The organism is Stenotrophomonas sp. GW821-FHT02D01 (genome assembly GCF_059421765.1).
This window is the reverse complement of the sequence record NZ_JBWKVP010000001.1, coordinates 554649-573607: the sequence shown is the minus strand read 5'-3', so window position 1 is coordinate 573607 and position 18959 is coordinate 554649. Positions and strand designations below refer to the sequence as shown.

The 18959-nt window shown below is 58.0% G+C and carries 17 protein-coding genes; 8 read left to right on the top strand and 9 right to left on the bottom strand.

Going from position 1 to position 18959, the window contains the following annotated elements:
- Positions 1-86 precede the first annotated feature (86 nt).
- Positions 87-560 carry a hypothetical protein gene (locus AC07UW_RS02670; RefSeq protein WP_495211371.1) on the top strand — a complete coding sequence of 158 codons (474 nt, stop codon included), beginning with the start codon at positions 87-89 and terminating at the stop codon, positions 558-560.
- A 27-nt stretch (positions 561-587) separates the two neighbouring features.
- On the opposite strand, the gene AC07UW_RS02665 is transcribed toward AC07UW_RS02670, so the two are convergent.
- Positions 588-1067: a cyclin-dependent kinase inhibitor 3 family protein gene (locus AC07UW_RS02665; protein ID WP_495211524.1), complete on the bottom strand. Its 480-nt coding sequence runs from the start codon at positions 1065-1067 to the stop codon at positions 588-590.
- Between the two features lie 198 nt (positions 1068-1265).
- The gene (locus AC07UW_RS02660) at positions 1266-1700 is read right to left on the bottom strand and encodes an NIF family HAD-type phosphatase (RefSeq protein ID WP_495211370.1); all 435 of its coding nucleotides are present in this window, start codon (positions 1698-1700) and stop codon (positions 1266-1268) included.
- Between the two features lie 382 nt (positions 1701-2082).
- Between AC07UW_RS02660 and AC07UW_RS02655 the strand changes: the two genes are divergently transcribed.
- Positions 2083-2328: a helix-turn-helix domain-containing protein gene (locus AC07UW_RS02655; RefSeq protein WP_495211369.1), complete on the top strand. Its 246-nt coding sequence runs from the start codon at positions 2083-2085 to the stop codon at positions 2326-2328.
- A 284-nt stretch (positions 2329-2612) separates the two neighbouring features.
- On the opposite strand, the gene AC07UW_RS02650 is transcribed toward AC07UW_RS02655, so the two are convergent.
- Positions 2613-3272, bottom strand: a complete 660-nt coding sequence (locus tag AC07UW_RS02650) for a hypothetical protein (RefSeq protein WP_495211368.1) — start codon at positions 3270-3272, stop codon at positions 2613-2615.
- 204 nt (positions 3273-3476) lie between these two features.
- Here AC07UW_RS02650 and AC07UW_RS02645 point away from each other — a divergent pair, with 204 nt between their 5' ends.
- From AC07UW_RS02645 to AC07UW_RS02630, 4 genes are all read left to right on the top strand, one after another.
- Positions 3477-4619: a hypothetical protein gene (locus AC07UW_RS02645; protein WP_495211367.1), complete on the top strand. Its 1143-nt coding sequence runs from the start codon at positions 3477-3479 to the stop codon at positions 4617-4619.
- Positions 4616-6388: an ATP-binding protein gene (locus tag AC07UW_RS02640; RefSeq protein WP_495211366.1), complete on the top strand. Its 1773-nt coding sequence runs from the start codon at positions 4616-4618 to the stop codon at positions 6386-6388. The genes AC07UW_RS02645 and AC07UW_RS02640 overlap by 4 nt, the downstream gene beginning before the upstream one ends.
- A 399-nt stretch (positions 6389-6787) precedes the next feature.
- Entirely contained in the window at positions 6788-7246 is a 459-nt protein-coding gene (locus AC07UW_RS02635; protein WP_495211365.1) for a LysR family transcriptional regulator, read from the top strand.
- A gap of 753 nt (positions 7247-7999) precedes the next feature.
- Entirely contained in the window at positions 8000-9010 is a 1011-nt protein-coding gene (locus AC07UW_RS02630) for a hypothetical protein (protein ID WP_495211364.1), read from the top strand.
- A gap of 175 nt (positions 9011-9185) precedes the next feature.
- On the opposite strand, the gene AC07UW_RS02625 is transcribed toward AC07UW_RS02630, so the two are convergent.
- Positions 9186-9974, bottom strand: coding sequence for a Fic family protein (locus AC07UW_RS02625; RefSeq protein WP_495211363.1), 789 nt, complete (start codon positions 9972-9974; stop codon positions 9186-9188).
- Between the two features lie 927 nt (positions 9975-10901).
- On the opposite strand from AC07UW_RS02625, the gene AC07UW_RS02620 reads away from it, so the two are divergent.
- Positions 10902-13061 (top strand): peptidase domain-containing ABC transporter, encoded by a 2160-nt coding sequence (locus AC07UW_RS02620; protein ID WP_495211362.1) that lies wholly within the window; start codon positions 10902-10904, stop codon positions 13059-13061.
- Here the strand turns inward: AC07UW_RS02620 and AC07UW_RS02615 are convergent.
- Positions 12988-14268 carry an HlyD family secretion protein gene (locus tag AC07UW_RS02615; RefSeq protein ID WP_495211361.1) on the bottom strand — a complete coding sequence of 427 codons (1281 nt, stop codon included), beginning with the start codon at positions 14266-14268 and terminating at the stop codon, positions 12988-12990. The genes AC07UW_RS02620 and AC07UW_RS02615 overlap by 74 nt on opposite strands.
- Positions 14269-14547: 279 nt before the next feature.
- Here AC07UW_RS02615 and AC07UW_RS02610 point away from each other — a divergent pair, with 279 nt between their 5' ends.
- Positions 14548-15297: a TIGR02391 family protein gene (locus AC07UW_RS02610; protein WP_495211360.1), complete on the top strand. Its 750-nt coding sequence runs from the start codon at positions 14548-14550 to the stop codon at positions 15295-15297.
- 181 nt (positions 15298-15478) lie between these two features.
- Here the strand turns inward: AC07UW_RS02610 and AC07UW_RS02605 are convergent, their stop codons facing one another.
- The 4 genes from AC07UW_RS02605 to AC07UW_RS02590 all read right to left on the bottom strand — a co-directional run bounded on the left by AC07UW_RS02605 (position 15479) and on the right by AC07UW_RS02590 (position 18951).
- Complete coding sequence (locus AC07UW_RS02605) at positions 15479-16921, bottom strand: dihydrolipoyl dehydrogenase (RefSeq protein ID WP_495211359.1); 1443 nt, start codon at positions 16919-16921, stop codon at positions 15479-15481.
- A gap of 115 nt (positions 16922-17036) precedes the next feature.
- Positions 17037-17402, bottom strand: a complete 366-nt coding sequence (locus AC07UW_RS02600; protein ID WP_083279772.1) for a thioredoxin family protein — start codon at positions 17400-17402, stop codon at positions 17037-17039.
- A 57-nt stretch (positions 17403-17459) separates the two neighbouring features.
- Positions 17460-17789, bottom strand: coding sequence for a thioredoxin (trxA, locus tag AC07UW_RS02595; protein ID WP_019338236.1), 330 nt, complete (start codon positions 17787-17789; stop codon positions 17460-17462).
- Positions 17790-17829: 40 nt separating this feature from the next.
- A complete protein-coding gene (locus AC07UW_RS02590) occupies positions 17830-18951 on the bottom strand; it encodes an alkene reductase (protein WP_495211358.1) in 1122 nt (373 codons plus the stop codon).
- Positions 18952-18959: the final 8 nt, after the last annotated feature.

Below are 18959 nucleotides of genomic sequence, written 5' to 3'. Positions count from 1 at the left end.
TTGCTGCCAGGTCCTTGTATGAACCATTAGCCTGGAACTATCACCACCGTTGGTCTCGCCCCGGTGTGAACTTGGAGGCGCTGCTGATGGACATCCTCGCCCGCTGGACCGCCGATTGCCCCATTGAAGCGAAGCGACGGCTCGGAGCCTCACTTAGTGAAAGCGACGCTCGGGCATACCTAGCCAACCTCCTACGAAAGCATCGCCTCCCCCCTTCGCTGGGAGACGGCTTGCGAAGTACTCAACTTATGGAATGGCATGCGCTCGGGCTAGGTCGGAAGAGGTACGTGCTATGGGCAAGCCTGCGCAACACCGCTTCACAGCTTCTTCAAAGGGATATGACCGATGCAACGATTCGCCAGATGCTTGATCGAGAGATCAATTCACGAACCATATGGCTCCTTCGTAGGGCCCAGTCTGGAATGCTTGCAACCAGTGATTTTTGCTTTGTGCCGGCCCAAGGTTGGCGCAAGCCATTGATTCTTGATATCGCCATGGAAACGTTCCTGCCCTTGGGCCAAGAGTACTGGCTTGAACCCGCCGGACATTGGCGGCTCTAACCTCCGCGCCGCTCGCCAAAACACGCCTTATCCGTCATTGCGACGGACAGACGAACCCTCCCGATACACGACAGCCATCCAGTAGTGCAAGAACTCTTCCTGCGTCAGAGTCTCAATAGCTCCAGGCCTGACACGTCGAACCATCTCCATCGCTTCGGCCGCAGTTTGCGCAGTCGCGGACTGCAGCAAAAGCATAGCCGCTACAGTGCCAGCCCTTCCGAGGCCACCCTTGCAGTGCACTACGACCCGACGCCCTTCCAGCAATTCACGAACAAGAGTCAAGCTCAGCACTTGCCAGCGATCCAAAAGTCTTTGATCTGGGGCTTGGCCATCGGTAATGGGCAGACCATGCCAACTGATTCCACTCTGGGCCACGACACTGGGCAAACTATTGATTTGCAGCTCTTGGAACTCCCACGGTTCTAGTAATGAAATCAGACGCGTTGCGCCCCAAGCCCTAACTGCTGCAATGTCCACATCGAGGTCCCGCGCCCAAGCTCCGGTCATGGCCGACTGCTGATGCTTTCCCGGAGCGAAAGTTACGCCGATCGCGCCTCCTTTGTCACCAACGAGCAGCTCCGCAATTCTGATTGGATGAGTCAAGCTGGTTCGCGTCATTGATACCTCTTCAGATTGTCAACCGCGACCCTCTGCCGAGAGAGTCGCGAAAGGTGAGTTCTGTCGCTACATGACTACCGGTAAGCGTTAGGAGCCTTCTGCTAGACGCGTTCTAATCATCCCAAGAACCGCTTCCAACCCCCTGTCTTCCTCTGCGTAAGGAAAGCCGAACAATGGAGCTTCTATCCACCATCCCTCTTGACCTGGATGGATGTAGGGTTCGTGGTCATCGAGCAAAAGGACGGCGCCAGAGATAGCGCATACGTTTCTCAGATCCTTTGTCGGTCCCTGCCAGTCAATGTACGGGATGCTGGCGAACCAAGCTGGCGCACTACCTTCACGGACCAGAAGCTGTGCGATGTTGCGGAAGACGGGCTCGGGTACCGTTGTGTAGATAACAGTGAACTCAAAGATGTCATTGATCGCCTCTAGGAAGCGATACAGTCCCGGCCGCGGTATCTGACTGACGGCATTGGAGATCAGCGTTCCCTCAAGGTCCATGGCAAGCGTAATTGGACGCATAGATTGCTACTCCCGGCCATTAGATAGCCACTTCAACACTGTCAGTTCCGGGCACAACGCTCGATACCCACCGGATGAACTTGCCGAATTCCGGAACTCCATCCTTCAGCCCGCTTGAATTGCCTCTTCAGAAGAACAGCCCACTTCTAGTACTCAATCACTAGACAAGCCCTCTCCCCCAACCACCGATTGGATCACCATCTTTTCCCACACAGATCCGCAGTTAGCGGACTTCGATCCAGCATGAGCGACTCCCAGGCGGGAGGGCGATCCAATCGCCCCCCCCCATCCCATACAAGGAGTAGAGGAAGACAGAATATCGGTTTTTTAGATATCTGAGAAGTGGATATAGCTTTTTAGGCCGCTCATGCAAGGCGCGGCCATGCCCAAATCCATTCATCGCAAAGAGTACGCTGCCCTGATCCGAGTCGTCAGGGACGTGCGAATGGCGGCCGGGCTCACGCAGAGTGAGGTCTCGCAGAAGCTTGGGCGGAGCCAGTCGTTCATTAGCGACGTCGAGACCGGGAAGCGTAGGCTCGACGTGGTTGAACTCAGGGACATCGCACAATTGGCGGGCCTTTCACTAAGCAAGCTTATAGCCAAGTTTGAGAGAGCACTCAAAGATTGAGGACCTGGACGACTATTTTCGAACCCTGGACCTGCGCTTTTCCTGAAACCATCCTTGGCGCTCTACCTTGCCCTTGACCCCTAAGATGGATAGGCAAGCACCTTGACGAACGGTCTATCTCTACTGCACAGAGAAGGTCCTACATACAGAGGCCTGCAGCAAGCTTGTGTTGGAGACAGTTACCGCATCCAGCCAGAAGTGACTTGCTACCCACAAGAACCTTGAGAGGGCGCCAGCCACTTGGCTGACACCCGTTGCGTTGCTCTACTTAGGCGCGAGGTACCTCAGTAATTCTCGTCGCGCCAGTCATCTACCGGCGAGGCGCCATCCTCCTCGTCCATGCGAATGAGCCCGGCGCGACCTGCCTTGGCATAGACCAGCCTGCCCCGGACATCGAGCGTGTTGCCGTTGAACATACGGTCGCCATCGGGATCGTACTCGCCTGTCCAGGTGCCATTGGCCCCGATCGTCCAATCCGTCGGCGACGTCCACAGGTCTCCACTGGTCTCCCACTCCTCTAGGTCGGGATCATCAGGGTAGCTGGCGTTGCTGTCGGCCATCACGCTGGCCACGTCTTCACCTTCGGCGATGACCCGCACCAAAGCTTCGTAGGCGTGTTCAAAGTAAAAGTCATCTACGCTCTTGAACACCGGTACTAGAGCATGGGCAGTGATCGCTTCGACGCAGGGAGCCACCACGGCCGCGGAGTAGCCCAGGCCGATGGCCCGTTCTTGACATGCGGGGAGGTTCAACACCAGCAACTCAGCATCATCCAGATGATAGTCGAGCGTGCTATTCCCGTTCTCGATATGCAACGCGGCCAGCGATCCATAGCCCAAGAGGGCGGCCAGGATTTCACTTACATGGGAACGTGGAAGGTTCAGGCCCTGCTTCTTCAGGTCCAGGGAAGCCGCATAAGCGGCGGCACTAAGATCAAAGTTCATCAGCATGCTTCCATCACTGTCTGGTGCGCTGAACGCTTTGTCGCCTTCCAAACAGCCGGCATACCGGAGATAAGGGGGCGGTGTTAGGTGAAACGGGATACAGCCATGCCTGTTTTAAGTCGTTCAGAACTTGGGCGGGCGCCTCACTTACAGCATACCATACGGCATCTGCAAGAGATAGATCTCACCTTCCAAGGACCGGCCATGAGCTTTGATGTCAACGCGATTTACGACAAACCCCTCAACTTCCTGATCGGGTCCGGCGCGTCGTTTGGCCTGCTGCCCACACTTGCGCTGAAGGTCACATGCGGCGACGGCAGGGCACATACAATCGAGACTTTGGCGACGTCTTACGAACAGCAGGACGATAGGAAGCGGTACACCGCGCTATTCATGCACTACTACGACCGGTGCATTCGCCCGGCCCAGCAGATGTCGTTCGAAGCCATTCGTAACGACCCCGCGCGATCTACGGTCCAAGCCAATTACGAGCGCTTCATACGGGCGGTGCTCACGCTGCTCCAGCGCCGGCGCGGGGTCGACCGGCGCTGCAATTTGTTCACCACAAACTACGACGGATGCCTGCCGGAAGCGGCCAATCGCATCACGCTCGACGGCGGGCAGGATTTCGTGGTCAATGACGGGAGCCGGGGCTTCTTCCAACGTGTTGTCGAGGCGCGCAACTACAACACCTATCTCACGCGCACTGGGATCTTCGAGAGGCATCGCCAGACCGTTCCTCAGATCAATATCATCAACTTACATGGCTCGGTCTATTGGTCCCGGCATGCCGATCAAGTGCATGTGTCCTACAACCAAGGTCACTTGACAGACGCCCCGTTGGTCAATGACGGGATGCGCGAGGCCGTTAAGGATTATTGGGAGCAGTTGGAGGCCGGCGGCCCAGATACGGCACTGCCTGAAGCCCCGCTAACTCAAGCCCAGATGGATGCATTTTGGTCCGCCTACCGTAGGCTTCCGATCGTGAACCCAACTAAATGGAAGTTCCACGAAACTGTGTTTGAAGAGCACTACTACCAGATGCTCCGCATGCTTAGCTTTGAGCTGGAGCGAGAGAATGCCGTTCTCATCACCTTCGGCTTTTCGTTCGCGGATGAGCATATCCTCAATCTCGTCAAGCGCTCGCTGTCCAACCCACAGTTGATGGTATTTGTCACGTGCTTCAACGAGACCGAGCATGCGCGCTTGTCCGCCCAGTTTGCGGACTACGCGAATGTTGCCTGTGTGGCGGCCACGGACGGACCCCTCACCTTCGATACGTTCAACACCCTGCTCACCGCCGTTAGCCCACCCGCTGCGGGGCCGGTGGTTGGGGCGGCCCCATGATGCGGGTCGGCGAGGTCATCGCAGTGGCGGGCACCAAGGTCACGCTCCGCATCGATGAAGAATCAAGCAAGGAGGTCTTGTTCGTTCGCGGCGAACGGCTGAAGGGTATTTCGATCCGTGAGTATTTATCAATCTCCCGAGGCTTTCGCGACATCATCTGCATGGTTGAGGGCGAATTCCTGGACGAGCGTCGGAGTGAGACTGACGGAGTTCGTACGGAGTATGTGCGTCGCGTCGATGCGCGACCGATCGGATATTTCGAAAATAACCGCTTCGTGCACGGGATCAAGTTCTTGCCCATGATCCTGGATGAAGCGCACCTCTTATCCGACCAGAGGATTGCGCAGATCTTTGATCGATCGGCACATGCCCCTGGCCTGCGTATCGGAATGCTGCAAAAAGAGGGCCTTCCGGTCGCGCTGCCATATACGCGCGTCTTCAATAGCCACATCGGCATCTTTGGGAATACGGGCAGCGGAAAGTCCAACACCTTAGCCAAGTTGTACACGGCGTTGTTCGAGCGTAACCCACCCGGCTTAGCTCAGCGCAGCCGCTTCCTTCTCATCGACTTCAACGGCGAATACACTCAAGCTCAGCTGGTCGACGCACCCTACAAGCGGGTTCTCGACGTGTCGACCGGGCGCGCCCCAGGGGACCGCATTACGATCTCGTTCGACGAATTCTGGGATGTGGAGACTCTTGCGCTGCTCTTCCAGGCCACCCAGCACACCCAGCGCCCTTTCCTGAGCCGCGTGGTGGAAGGCCGCAGGCGCTTTGGCCACTTACCAGATTCGTTACCCCGCTATTTTCGAAGCGTGGTCAAGAAAATATTCACATCGAGCCGCCCACGTCCAGAGCTCCTTGATCGAGCCAGGTTCTTGGTCCGCCAATTGGACCTAGACGACCTTATCCAAGCGCTCGACGAAATCCAATGGCACGGCGCCGTGTCAACCTTCAATAATCCGCGTACAGGCACCTGGTTCAACGCAGACGGCGTTGGTTATGCCAACGCGCTCGCCGCCCTCGTTGATGCCGCAGCACTCCCCAACATGGACGCGTTTGAGGAGTTGGATGTTCGCTGCCAATTGGGGCTGATGAACGATATCGGCACGGGCCAAGTTCAGCTGGATCACATTCTGCCGCTGATGAAACGCATGGAGGGAGCCATTACCATGCTGCGCAAAACTGTTCAGGTGGCGATCGAAGACGTCCATCCCGCTTCCATGTTAATGGTCATATCGCTTAAGAGGTGCAGCACCGACGCAAAGAAGATTCTTCCCATCCTCATCGCCAAGCACGCGTATCACCATCATCGCGCCGCCGTGGCCTCACCGCCAGACCGAACGTTGCACCTTATAATCGACGAGGCCCACAACATCCTGTCAGAGATGTCTGCCCGCGAGGCCGAGGCGTGGAAGGACTACCGTCTGGAGCTGTTTGAAGAAATCATTAAGGAAGGCCGCAAGTTCGGTGCCTTTCTGACCATTGCCAGCCAGCGGCCGGCCGACATCTCTCCGACTATCGTGTCTCAGATCCACAACTTCTTGATCCACAGGCTAGTGAATGAGCGCGATCTATTCCTGATTGACAACACCATCTCCACCTTGGACCCGATTTCTCGCGCGCTCATTCCCAACCTCACTCAGGGCTGCTGTGTGGTGACGGGCACCGCCTTCGATCTGCCGATGGTTGTCCAGGTCGACATGCTCAGCTCCAACCGACGTCCGGACAGTGGGGACATTGACCTTCAGGAACTCTGGCACGCTTAGCGCAAAATTTCCTGGGACGTCTTGTTGGAACAACGGAGAAGCGGTCCGGAGCGGATGGATCATGAAGAATACTGGCCGCCCCACCCTCGATGAGTATTCCCAACTCAAGATTTGGACGGCAGCTTCCGTGCCCGTTCGCTTGCCAATGTCCGCTATCGGCCAAGAGCGGACGCTGCCCTTACAACAACCAGTCCTTCTTCATCCGGCGTAGATGAAGGCATAACTCCTTCCGATGCGCTGGATGCGAGCAAACCCCAGCTCACCCAAGTGCGTGCCGGCCGCGATCAACCGATCTGCACTGACCATATCCAAAAGCGCTGAACGGGCCGCTGCAGCCCGCCGCGGATCCTGATCGAACGCGACGGATGCGTCGGGCCGGGCAATTTGGATGTGAGGAAAATGCACGATGTCACCCCAGATCAACGCACTGCGGCCCATCAGCCGCCAGACCGGCAGGCTGGAGTCCTTCCTGGGGTCCCCCTATTTGAGCGGGTCGGCAATCGCGTCCGCCTGCTGCCCAATGGCGAGCGATACGCCGCCCAAGTCCGCGAGTCGCTGGACCGCTTGGACCGGGACAGCCAATACCTGATGGGCCAACCAAAGGATGCTGCAAGCCTGGACATTGCCGTAACGCCCACCTTCGCGTTGCGCTGGCTTATCCCTCGCCTGCCCGCGTTTAGCCGCGCGCATCCGAACATCACCGTGCACCTTTCCGAGCGCACTGACCCGTTCGCGCTTGCCGGCAGTGGATTCGACGCCGCCGTGCACTTCGAGCACCCAGCCTGGGCGGGTATGCGCACTTACATCATCCTGCGCCACAACTGTCAATTACACCTAGTAGCGCTACGTTACAGCTAACGACGCTATGCACCAGAGCAGCTGCGCCAGCGCGCTGATGTGACCGAGCAGAACGGCCCGCCCACGCCCCAAGGCCGACGCCGTTTCAATCCAACGCATCGGCGACCTCCAGTTCGCAAGCAACCTCAGGCGAGTACTACTCGGATAGAGCCTTTGCCCCTACGGCATACCAGCACACCTTATGACCGGAGTGAGCGTTGAGAGGCATCATTCACGGCGACGAGTGGCAGTAGCTCTCCTGCTCAGGTCGAACCTCAACTTTCACGCCGTAACGTAAAGCCAGCGAGCTGCACTCAGCGCCCCTGTATCCATCGCATCAGTATCTCCGAATCCACGCTACCGACTGGACCCTCCCGTTACGGAGACTGGACCGTGCACGATCGGCCGTGGCGATGCGCAGCGGGACTGGTTTGGCGCGTCGGAATGGTGGGGGTTCGGCCGGCCAGCGAGTCTGCTGCAGGTTTGGCGGCCAACGCGCTGGTGTCCTGGCAGGGGCACGATTCGGTGACCGACCTGCCGCGGTGCTGAGCACGCGGTGGCCAAGGACGCACCAGCGGGTTGACCAAGAGGTCGGCAGGTGTGCAGCCGGTCCCCCACCTGAGGTTGCACGATTGAAGGCTCAAACGAATTACTCCGCCCCGACGCTCTCATCAGAGTGCTTTCTGAGGTCTACCCAGAGCCGTCTGGCAAGTACTTCCAAGGCTGGAGTTCTCATTCCTAACGAGCAACTCGAGCGGCTGCGCTTATCAAGGGATGTTGTTGACTTCTATTCAAGCTGCTCCCAACATCGTCCGCCGCGCTTCGCATCGCGCGGGACAAACGAACGACTTGAAAGGAAGAAACATGGCAACAGGAATGCGCGCCGTACGCGAACTCACCGTCGAAGAACTGCTGCTGGTTTCAGGTGGAAGTCAGACGGATTTCCAAGCGGCCTCCAGCGGGGTTTGGGACGGGGAGATCGACCAAGGAATGGTCGGGCACCACTTTGACGAGACTCGCTGGGATGGGCTGGAAAACGTCCATTTCGATATCAGCGCTACTGGGATGTTCGCACTCGCTGCAGCAAGTGGGTTCTCTTCCGGCGTAACAAGTGAGCTGGATGAAGTTCTTGGCAACATCCCCGATGTGCAGCAGTCGCTCAAGAACTACATGGACAGCGGAAGGTCCATCCAGTTCCGCGAGATGGGCGCAGCCAACGGGTATGTTGAGCTGGGCAGCATCTATTTGAACCCGAACATCAAGGGTGATGCCCTGCAGATGGCGAGAACTATCGCCCATGAGTTGGCGCATGTGGAGAATCGGGTGACTTGGGACCACACGCCAACCAGAGAAGAGTACGTCGCCACCTACCTTAAGGAAGAGGGCCGCGGAGTTCTCGCTGCAATGGATGCCAACGCAGCTCTAGCTGCAAAGTACCCGGAAGCGGCCAACTACACTTGGGACTCTCGATTCATTGAGATCAAGAACAAGATTGGATCTGAGTACACGCTCGACCAAGCAATCAAGGCTATGGGTGACATCTACGGCAGCATGAGGCATCCCACCGATCCGAATAAGACCCAGGCTGACTATCTCGCCGAGCCGTGGGACGAAACATTCGGCGCAAAGGGCGGCTCAGGCAGCGGAGGTTGGGGAGGCACAGGTGGAACTGGGGGCGTTCCGTGGACCGGTGGCAGTTGGACGTGGGGTAGCGGTGGCTGGACCATTGGCATGGGCGGTAGCGGCGGCAGTACCGGCGGCCGTGAATCATGGGAAGAAGAGTGACCTCATCACCCCTTTGACACAGGTGGTCCCTAAGTTTCGGCAAGCCTGACGATCAAGCTAGAGACGATGGCGCTCTTCCTGAAAGCCAGCCAGAAGGTCAGGTGGAATACTCCGCCTGATCTTCTTGTCGATTCCCAGATCGAAGCGATTGATCAAGCCGTGTGCTTCCAGCCTTCTACTGCGCCCGGGGAAACTGCATACGGAGCATCAGCGCAGTCAACTGTGCACTCAGGAGAGTGTGTAGAAAGCCAATGATGTCTGACCAGTCATTTCCGTTGGCCGCTCGACGCAGACAGATTTCCAGGCTTGAGCCGAGAGAGTTGCTAGCCTCATGGATTGGAAGATAGGCAGCCTGACCCTGCCAAAGCAATGCGTTGAACAGCACCCTGGCGGTTCGACCATTCCCATCTCGAAGTGGGTGACAGTTGAGCAGGCCGACGTAGAACCAGGTCGCACGCACGAAGGGCGACCAGCCTCTATCACAGGCGCATGCGGTCAGCCATTCAAGCCTCTTTGCAAGCAGTGCGTGTGGCATGTAGCCCCAACGATTTCCTGCTTCATCGGCCGAGGTGACATTGGGACCACCGCGTAGCTCGCCATCCACGCCCAAGCGATCCGCGATGAGCTTGATAGCCGACTGCAGAGCAGCCGGCGCTGAACTGTCTAGAAGGTCCCTGCACTGGTCAGCCACCTCGCAGAGCACAGCATGTTCGACACTCGAACCGTGACAGCGTTCTATCAATCCCCGGAGCTTCACATGTTCTGAGAGTGGATGAACGAGCCTGGATTCGTGTGGAGCCCAGAAATGCAGCAACCCGTGACATAGATCATCCGTGTTGACGCGTGATCCTTCTTGTAGAAGTACCGATCGCTTCGCCTCTACCGCAACAATTTCTCGAGCATGGCTAGCCACCCCTTCAACGAACGCACTGTACGATACTGGCGGGACCAGATGGATCGCCATAGATTTCCTTGACTTTCATTCGGCACATGACGAACATTCCAGCCCGACCTTACAGGCCGGCTTAGTTCTAGATCAAGCGTAAGGAGATCGGATGTCGAATGGAACTCGCGTACCCAATTTTGGAAGGCAGACCTTTGCCGCCGCGTGCGCTCTCGCATGCTCACTAGGCGTAGTGCTGACTGCGCAGGCATATCAATCCGCTCAACCTGAGCCCTCTAGCTTCACTGCCGAGGATTTGATTCAGTTCCGACAAAGACCTGACGACGCGAGCATTTCGCGCACATTCGATGTGACTGCGAGCAGGATTGGCACTACGGGCAACGTGCGGTTCTTTGAGCTTGAGCCTAGGTCCGACTCTGCCATGGGCCCTGCCGTACTTATCCGCGATCGATTCTCAGAGCGAGTAAGGCAATTGACGGTGACGCAGAAATCGATCGTCGATGATACATCCTGCTTGAAGCTGGCTGAGGTCAGTGATGCGCTCGGTCTGTTTTTGCAACCGCCGGAACCGACTCCAGTATGGAAGACCGAAGGGCAGCGAAAGCACGCCTTTCACGAGAATTCTCAAGTGAGCATCGATGCTATAGGCAGAGCTCCTGGCAGCGATTGCTTGGGAAGCATTGAGTTCAAATACAAGGACTAGCCAACTGCCGCAACGGCGAGGCGAGGCGCGACCTCATCACCGCGCGTGAGGGTCCCTCTTGACGACTTCTAGTCTTCGCACATGACCACGTCCCGCTCATGTGCAGCCCGGGCGTGGGAACGTTGAAGGCTCACGTCAAAGCCTTGATCAGGCGCCAACACGGCACCTCTGCATGTAGCAGTCGGATTCGTTCTCGGTCAGCCACCCGATGTAGGGTGCGTGGCAATGAACTCCGCCGCAGCAACTCGAAGAGCGCGCCCAGAAGACAGAACGAGTAAGTAACAATGTCACGGCAGCACTTCCAGTATCAGAGTGAGCATTCCGAGTGCGGATTGGCGTGTGTGGCCACCTGCGCCTCTTTGATGGGTAGAGAGACGAGTCTATCCTCTCTTCGGATTCGGCACCCCGCGTCGTCTCAAGGTATGAATGCTGCGGCGCTGATCTCCGCGTTCACCAGCCTCGGCATCCACGCTCGTGCAATTCGCTGCGAGGTGGAGGATCTTCAACATATCTCGCTGCCGGCGGTACTGCACTGGAAGCTCTCACACTTCGTTGTACTTCGTAAGTGCTCACGCGGGCGCTTCAGTATCTTTGATCCCGCAACTGGCCATACGCACCTAAGCAGTGCGCAGGTCTCGGAATCCTTTACCGGAGTCGCACTCGAGTTAACTCGGCTTCCAGGCTTCGTAGCAAGCAGGAGTGATCGTCAGTTCAGCCTTCGACGGTTCGCGACAATCACATCCGAAGTGAAGCAGGCCCTGGGACTTGGGTCGGTCTACTCTGTATTCCTTCAACTCTTCCTCGTCAGCTCGCCTTTCTTCATCCAGATATCGGTAGACGAGGCGGCAACACATACAGACACTGACTTACTGGTCCTTCTGGGACTCGGCTTTGCTCTGCTTGCGACCTTCAACTTTCTGGCTGAGATACTTCGCTCACGTGCTATGTCCAGGGCCGCAAGCGCTCTATCCTGGAATGCATCGCGACGGCTATTCCGGCACATGATTCTCCTTCCTCTGTCGTGGTTCGAGCGAAGGCGCCTTGCCGACGTTTCGTCGCGATTCGACACGATGGATTCCCTCAAGCAAGCGTTAACGGGGGGTCTTGTGTCCGCGGTAATGGATGGGATGCTGTCACTGCTACTTGTGGCGACAATGTTCATCGTCTCTCCATTGCTTGCGCTTATCGGCAGTTCTGCCGCAGCAATCTACCTGGCTCTTTCCTGGGCTTCGTCGCCAGCCCGAAACAAGCTGGGTGGGGAGGCCTTCCAAGCATCGCTGCGGGAGAAGACTGCCAGGATCGAGACGATTCGTTCGATCGCGTCCATCAAGTCTGCCGGTGCCGAGCTGAATCGTGAGGCGGAATGGTCCGCCCGACTTGCGGATGCAACGAACGCAGGAAATCGATTGAACTCATTGCTGGCGACCTTGTCCGCTAGCCGCACCTTGCTTGACAATCTGGCAACGGCTGGTGCCGTGTACTTGGGCGTACATCTATTGTTGGACCAAGCGCTAACAATTGGCGCGCTCTTTGCCTTCTTCGCACTCAAGCGCCAATTGTCTGCCCGAATCCATACGTTCGTCCAGCAGGTCACCGCCTTCCGCCAGACTGTCCTTCACTCAGATCGATTGGCAGACATTGTGCTTAGCGAGAGCGAATTGATGGGTCCAGAGGCAATGGATCACCCTCCGCTTGAAGGGCGCGTATACGCCCAGAATGTGTACTATCGCTACGGCCAATCAGACGAATTTTCGGTAAAGGCGCTCAACATCGCAGTCCATGCAGGAGACTTTGTGCTCCTCAGTGGCCCCTCCGGTTGTGGCAAGAGCACTATCATGAAGCTGCTGGCTGGCTTGTATCCCCCCCAGCAGGGTGAGATCCGGTATGACGGCACGGCATTGTCTACGCCATTCTCACGCTCAATACGGTCGCAAATTGGTGTCGTCATGCAAGGGGATGAGCTGCTTGGAGGAAGCATCGCCGAGAACGTAGCCTTCTTTGCCGAAGATGCTGAGCCAGAAAGGATCTGGCGATGCCTGGTAGTGGCTGGACTCGCAACAGAGGTCAAAGCAATGCCACTCCAGCTGCAGACCCGCATTGGTGAGATCGGAAGCTCTTTGTCAGCCGGGCAACGTCAGCGGCTACTGATTGCCCGTGCCCTGTATCGCCACCCCCGAGTTCTTCTTCTTGATGAGGCGACAGCGAACGTCGATCTAGACAAGGAACGGGAAATTTTCCTATCGCTAAGATCGATGGGAATCACGATCATCGCGGTTACTCATCGACCACAGATTGCGAGCCTCGCGACAGTGATTGCTACATGTTCCACAGGTTCAATAACCAGCGTAAAGCGTGTGACGCCTGAGCAGGTCATTCCAGGCCAGAGAGCGCCGTTCTTGCGGGATCGAATAGCATCTCCAGAAGTGTCCTCCGCTCCATCATGAGATCCACATCGAACTTCATTCCGTCTCCGAGCATGGATGGTTCAATGGCTTGAGTGCGGGGCAACCCGTGATGGGCAGAAGATAGGGAGATAGTGATTGCATACATGGCTTCGGATGCATTGAGATCTCTGGGCAAGTCTGCAACTGGCGTGGGCGCCGTCGCCACTTCCCGTACTGTTCCTGAGATCGTGCCAAACTTGCGGTACGGGAAAGCCGAGACCTTCAAACGCGCTTCGCTTCCTAGCTTCAGGAATCCAATGGCTGAAGATTTCACCCATGCGCGCCCAAGCGCTGGCTCATTCGCCGCTGCGATGATCATGAGTGATGCACCGGGCTGGACGGACTCGCCAACAGACGCAATCTGACTTGATACGCGGCCATCCATTGGAGCTATCAGTGTCTCCGCGGTACCGGCTCGCAACGAGATCTCCTTCTCATCGAACGCGGCCGTCTCGGCCGTGATCATCGACTCGGATGAAGAGGCTTGGTACTCCAATTGGCGTCTAGAGATTTCCGACGTTCCTATTTTGGCTACCAGCTGGCCCCTCTCTCGTTTGAGACCGACAAGTTGCTGTTGCTGGTCCAAAAGATCACTACGAGCAGCGCGGAACTGCAGCTCCGAGACGATCTTCTCTTTGGTGAGCTGCTCCATGGCTGCAACTGTCCGCTGCTTGTCCTCGATCTGCATCTCTTTTAGAGCGATAAGCTCATTGAGATAGTGAACTTGCTCGCGGTTCTCGGCCGCCTCAAGCTCCACCTCAAGGATCTTCTGCCTAACGGCTTCTGCCGTGTCACCCAGCGAGTCTAGGCGCGACACCATCTGCCTCCGAGCGGCTTCTAGGCTGCGATCTCCGATACTTATGCCATCGACCGTCCGGTCGTAGGAAAGGCTCAGCAGACTCTGCCCCTTCCGAACAACCTCATTTGGCTTAACGTGTATCGCCGAGACCACGCCCTGGCGGGTCGCAGTTACTTGCTTTGTTCCCATTTCGGTGGATATCTCACCTTGGGCCCGCTCTTTCCTTGGAAAGCGCGCTGTGGCTGCGACGGCTATAACAGCCCCAGCCAATAGGAGAAAGAACAGGGCGGTCGAGCGCCAGCCAAAGCCCAAGCCGTCAAGCAGCACGTCCTGTCGACTCTGATCATCCGGCCTGACTGCGGCGCGAAAGAGCGCGTGAGATTGCTTTGAGGGGCGGCCAACGTCCATGTGGGCGTTTTCAGCTGAAAGCAGATGATTATGACATCTGGCAGCTCCATCAGCCATCAAGCCTCGGATCCGGATAGCCTTGCGAGCCACCGGACCTCTGAACTGACTTGGTTGCGCTAGATCATTGGATCGAGTCCCCTTGGCCTTCCCAGTCCCTATCGGGGCAACTACCTCACTCTTAGGTGCTCGGCCTTCTTGCAGTCATCCCTGCAGCCGATTGCCGCCTCGCGCCAAAAGCATGGCAAGGGCATCATGGCTACCAACATTAGGAGTGCCTGAATGTTCAGCCATCACTACCCAGATGTAGAAGCGATTTTAGGGATCGAGCCGGAAGAGCTAGGTGGCGTTGTTCTTGCTTACCTCACTACCGCAGAGCGTAGTGAAATGACCCCTGGCAACTTCGCGTCGCCGCATGCAGTCGCCAACTATCCACCTGGGCAGCAGCAAGACGCACGTCGAGCTCTCATTGAGGCTTGGATGTGGCTTCAGCGCGAAGGCTTCTTGGCCATGGAGCCTGATCACAACAACTGGTACTACATCACCAAGAGGGGGTATGCAGCGGCGAACGCGGACAGCTTTGCGGCGCATAGGTCTGCCAGCCTACTTCCGCGCGGCGCTCTGCACCCGGTTATTGCCGAGAAAGTGTGGGGGACGTTTCTTCGCGGGGATTACGACACATCGGTGTTCCAGAGCTTCAAGGAGCTTGAGATTGCCGTGCGGCGAGCGGGGGGATTTTCCCAGACTGATATCGGGATGGACTTGATGCGCAAAGCCTTTCGGCCAGAGACGGACAAGATGCTCGCCGGCCCCCTAACTGACACGAGGCTGCCGCGCGGCGAGCAAGAGGCATTGCAGCACCTGATGGCAGGGGCCATCGGTTCCTACAAAAACCCGTCCAGCCATCGCGCAGTGGAGATCACCGCTTCAGAGGCGGTCGAGATGATCGTGCTGGCCAGCCATCTGCTCGGCATTGTCGATCGCCGAGTCCCAGCAACAGTCAAAGACGACAAGTGTGATCAAGATCCATAACCCGCGAACTTAGCGACGGTGGCCGCCCCCCTGCACCCATCTGGCAGCGGCCGGGCAGTACCGCAACGCCGACCTGTGCGGACGCGCCCCGGCACCCCAAGCCGTCCACACGCAGCGTCGCTGCATTGATCAAGATGCTTCGTGGCAATGATGTGCTGATGCATTCGATAGTGATTCTTGGTCACGCGCCAGGCACGCAATCCAAGCAGGTTTCTGGAGCTTGAAGGGGTAGATCCAAGTTCCGGTGCAGCAGCCTCAACGCTGTCCGCACGCCTTCTTCGACAACGGGGTGATAGAAGGGGCTATCGATCATCTGCTGGACGGTATCTCGCCGCTGAACGCTCCACGACAGCAGGTGGCCAATGTGTTCGGCCGATGGGCCGACCATCTCTGCACCCAAGAAGGTTCCTGTGGCGCTGTCGGCGTAGACACGGATTACTCCGTGGTTCTCCAGCATGACCCGGCTGCGCCCCTGATCAGCGAACGATGCCTCTCCAACCTCAAACGTGGCGCCACTCTCGGTCAACTGCCGGAAGGTGGCGCCTGCCATAGCGATCTGTGGGTTGGAAAACACGATCCCCAGAGGCGCCCTGCGCGGGCGTGGGCGCACGTTTGGATAGCGGCCCGCGTTGTCACCTGCGATGCGGCCATCGTCTGCGGCCTCATGAAGGATATCGGCCATCCCATTGGCATCCCCTGCAACGAAGATGTGCGGGCAGGTGCTCTGACCGGTAGCGCGGTCGACGATGGGCAACCCGTAGCTGTCCAAACCGACACCGGCATTGTCCAGGCCGATTCCGAGCATGTTCGGCTTACGACCTGTCGCGGCAATCAAGAAGTCGAACGTCTCGGTACTGCGAACACCCTCAGAATTCTCGGAGACCACTAATACTCGACCATCCTCGGTGAGCGAGGGTGTGACCTTTGCTCCCAGGCTCACAGGAACTTCTTCAGAGAAGATGCGTGTGGCCTCCGCCGCAACCACTGGGTCGCTCAGCGGCCCGATGACGCGACTGCGACCGTAAAGGCGAACCGTCACTCCAAGGCGATGCAGGGCCTGTGCCAACTCAAGACCGATGACCCCGCTGCCAACAACGGCCACTGAGCTGGGCAGATCAGTCCACTCAAAGACGTCATCGTTCACAAGAAGCCGGTCGCCCAGCGCCTCACGCCATCCCTCCGGAACGAAGGGACTGGACCCTGTCGCTACAACGATGCGATCAGCTTCGACGATGGTAGACGGTCCGACCAGAAGCTCATGAGCAGAGAGGAACGTCGCCTTGCCGCGCAGCCGGTGCTCCTCCGGCCACGCTTCTACCGACTCCACAACAAAGCCGACGAAGCGATCGCGCTCGCGGCGCACCCGAGCCATTACTTCCCATCCGTCGACCTTGATTGCTCCAGGCATGACGCCAAAGCTCGGCGCCAACGTCAGTGTATGAGCAGCATCTGCGGCGCTGATGAGCAGCTTGCTTGGCATGCAGCCAACCCGGGCACAGGTGGTGCCATAGACGCCACCTTCAATCACCACGAGGCTGTCGGTATGCGCTTTGGCCGCGCGGTAGGCTGTCATTCCGGCACTGCCGGCGCCAATGATGGCGACATCAACCTTGATACGAGTCATCTGAGACCTCTTTTCGCCAGCGCATTGCAGTTGCCTGCAGCACGATCAGCGGAGAATGAATCGACCTCAACTTGTGGACGGCCGATTCGAACATTTCGGAGTATTCGGTTGTCGACTATTGGCGTGCGCTATCGAGTCGCTTCTGAGCCCACTGCGCGATACGCGGTGCGGACAACGAGCCCAGGAGCCGGCCTACTTCTTGACCTTGCTCGTCATACATCAGGAGCATCGGCACAGCAGCGACCTTCAACGAGTCCAACAGCTGCGGATCCGTCGCTGCATTCACCTTGAGGAATCGGGCCTTTGTGCCCATTGCCTCGGCGGCGGTAGCGAAAGCGGGCTCCATCGTCTTGCAGGGAGGACACCATGGTGCCCCTATGTAGAGCAGAAGAGGATCGGCTGTGGAGCGCGCAATGCGGTTGAATCCCATGGCGTTCACTTCTTCCACCTTCCCAGCCCATGAAGGCACGGACGTGTTCATCGCTTCACCTTCTTTGCTAGGCGGGCGCCCCATAGAGGGCGCCCGCTTGGTTGTGGCTTACTCGCCCTTTACGAACGGAGCGATCTGCTCGTGCAAAGCCTGCTTAGGCATCGCGCCGACGATCTCCTTGGCGACCTTGCCATCCACGAACACTTTCAAGGTAGGGATGGACCGCACCCCAAATCGCTGAGCCAACTCCGGGTTCTGATCGATATCGACCTTGACCACGTGGAGCTTGCCTTCAAGCTCATCGGATATCTCTTCCAAGGAAGGGGCGATGGCTCGGCAAGGCGGGCACCAAGGGGCCCAGAAGTCCACCAGCACCGGCGTCTTGCTTTCAATGACGTCGGACTCGAAGTCGAAGGTTGTCGTGCTACGGGTTGCCATGTCACACCTCATCTGTGGCCCGCATTAGCGGGGTAGTTGATCAGACGACTTCTGCGGCGGCGCTAGCGCCTTCGTAGGTCGGATAGTCCGTGTAACCCTTGGCTCCGATCACGCCGTAGAAGGTGGACGGATCAGGCTTTGCCAGCGGCCAGCCGTTCTTCATCCGCTCCACCAGGTCGGGGTTGGAGATGAAGTTGGTGCCGAACGCAATCAGGTCGAGCTCGCCCTTGGCCAGTTCCGCCTCGGCCAGTTCCTGGGTGAACCCGCCTGCACCGATCAGCGTGCCCTGATAAGCCTTCCGGAACTCAGCACCGAAGCCGGCCGGCGTGCCCGCTGCCGAGATCGTGGTCTGGTAGTTCAGGTGCACGAACGCCAAGGTCCGCTCGTTCAGCGCCGAGGCCATGCTTGCCCAAGCTTCGGCTTCACCTTCGAAGGCCTCCATATCGTAGATGCGACCAAACGGGGACACGCGAACACCTACCTTGTCGCCGCCAATTTCAGCCGCGACCGCGTCGATGGTTTCCAGCAGCAGACGCTGACGGTTCTCGATCGACCCACCATACTGGTCGGTGCGGGTATTGAGCTTGCTGCTCAGGAACTGGTCGAACAGGAACGCGTTGGCGGCCATCAGTTCGACGCCATCGAAGCCCGCATCCATCGCACGACGCGCAGACGAGGCGAAGTCCTGAATGACACGCTTGACCTCATCGGTGGTCAGGGCGCGCGGTTTGCTCGGCAGCACCGGCCCTTCTTTGCCAGGCTCGACCCATGCATAGACCATCGTGGTGGTCGCCGGCACGTCGCCCGACGACACCGGCGCGACGTTGCCCGGCTGCAGCGAGACGTGCGACAGCCGACCGACGTGCCAGAGCTGGGCAAAGATCTTGCCGCCATTGGCATGCACCGCATCGGTGACTTTACGCCAGCCTTCGGTCTGCTCATCAGTGTAGAGACCGGGGGTATACAGGTATCCACGACCCTCGTCGGAGACCGGAAGGCCCTCGGTGATGATCAGGCCGGCCGAGGCGCGCTGACCGTAGTAGAGCGCAGTCAGCTCGCTGGGGATGTTCTCCGGGGTGCGCGTGCGGGTCATCGGCGCCATGACGACGCGGTTTGCCAGCGGCAGGCCGGACAGATCGAAGGAGGTAAACAGCTTGTTCATAGCGGCAT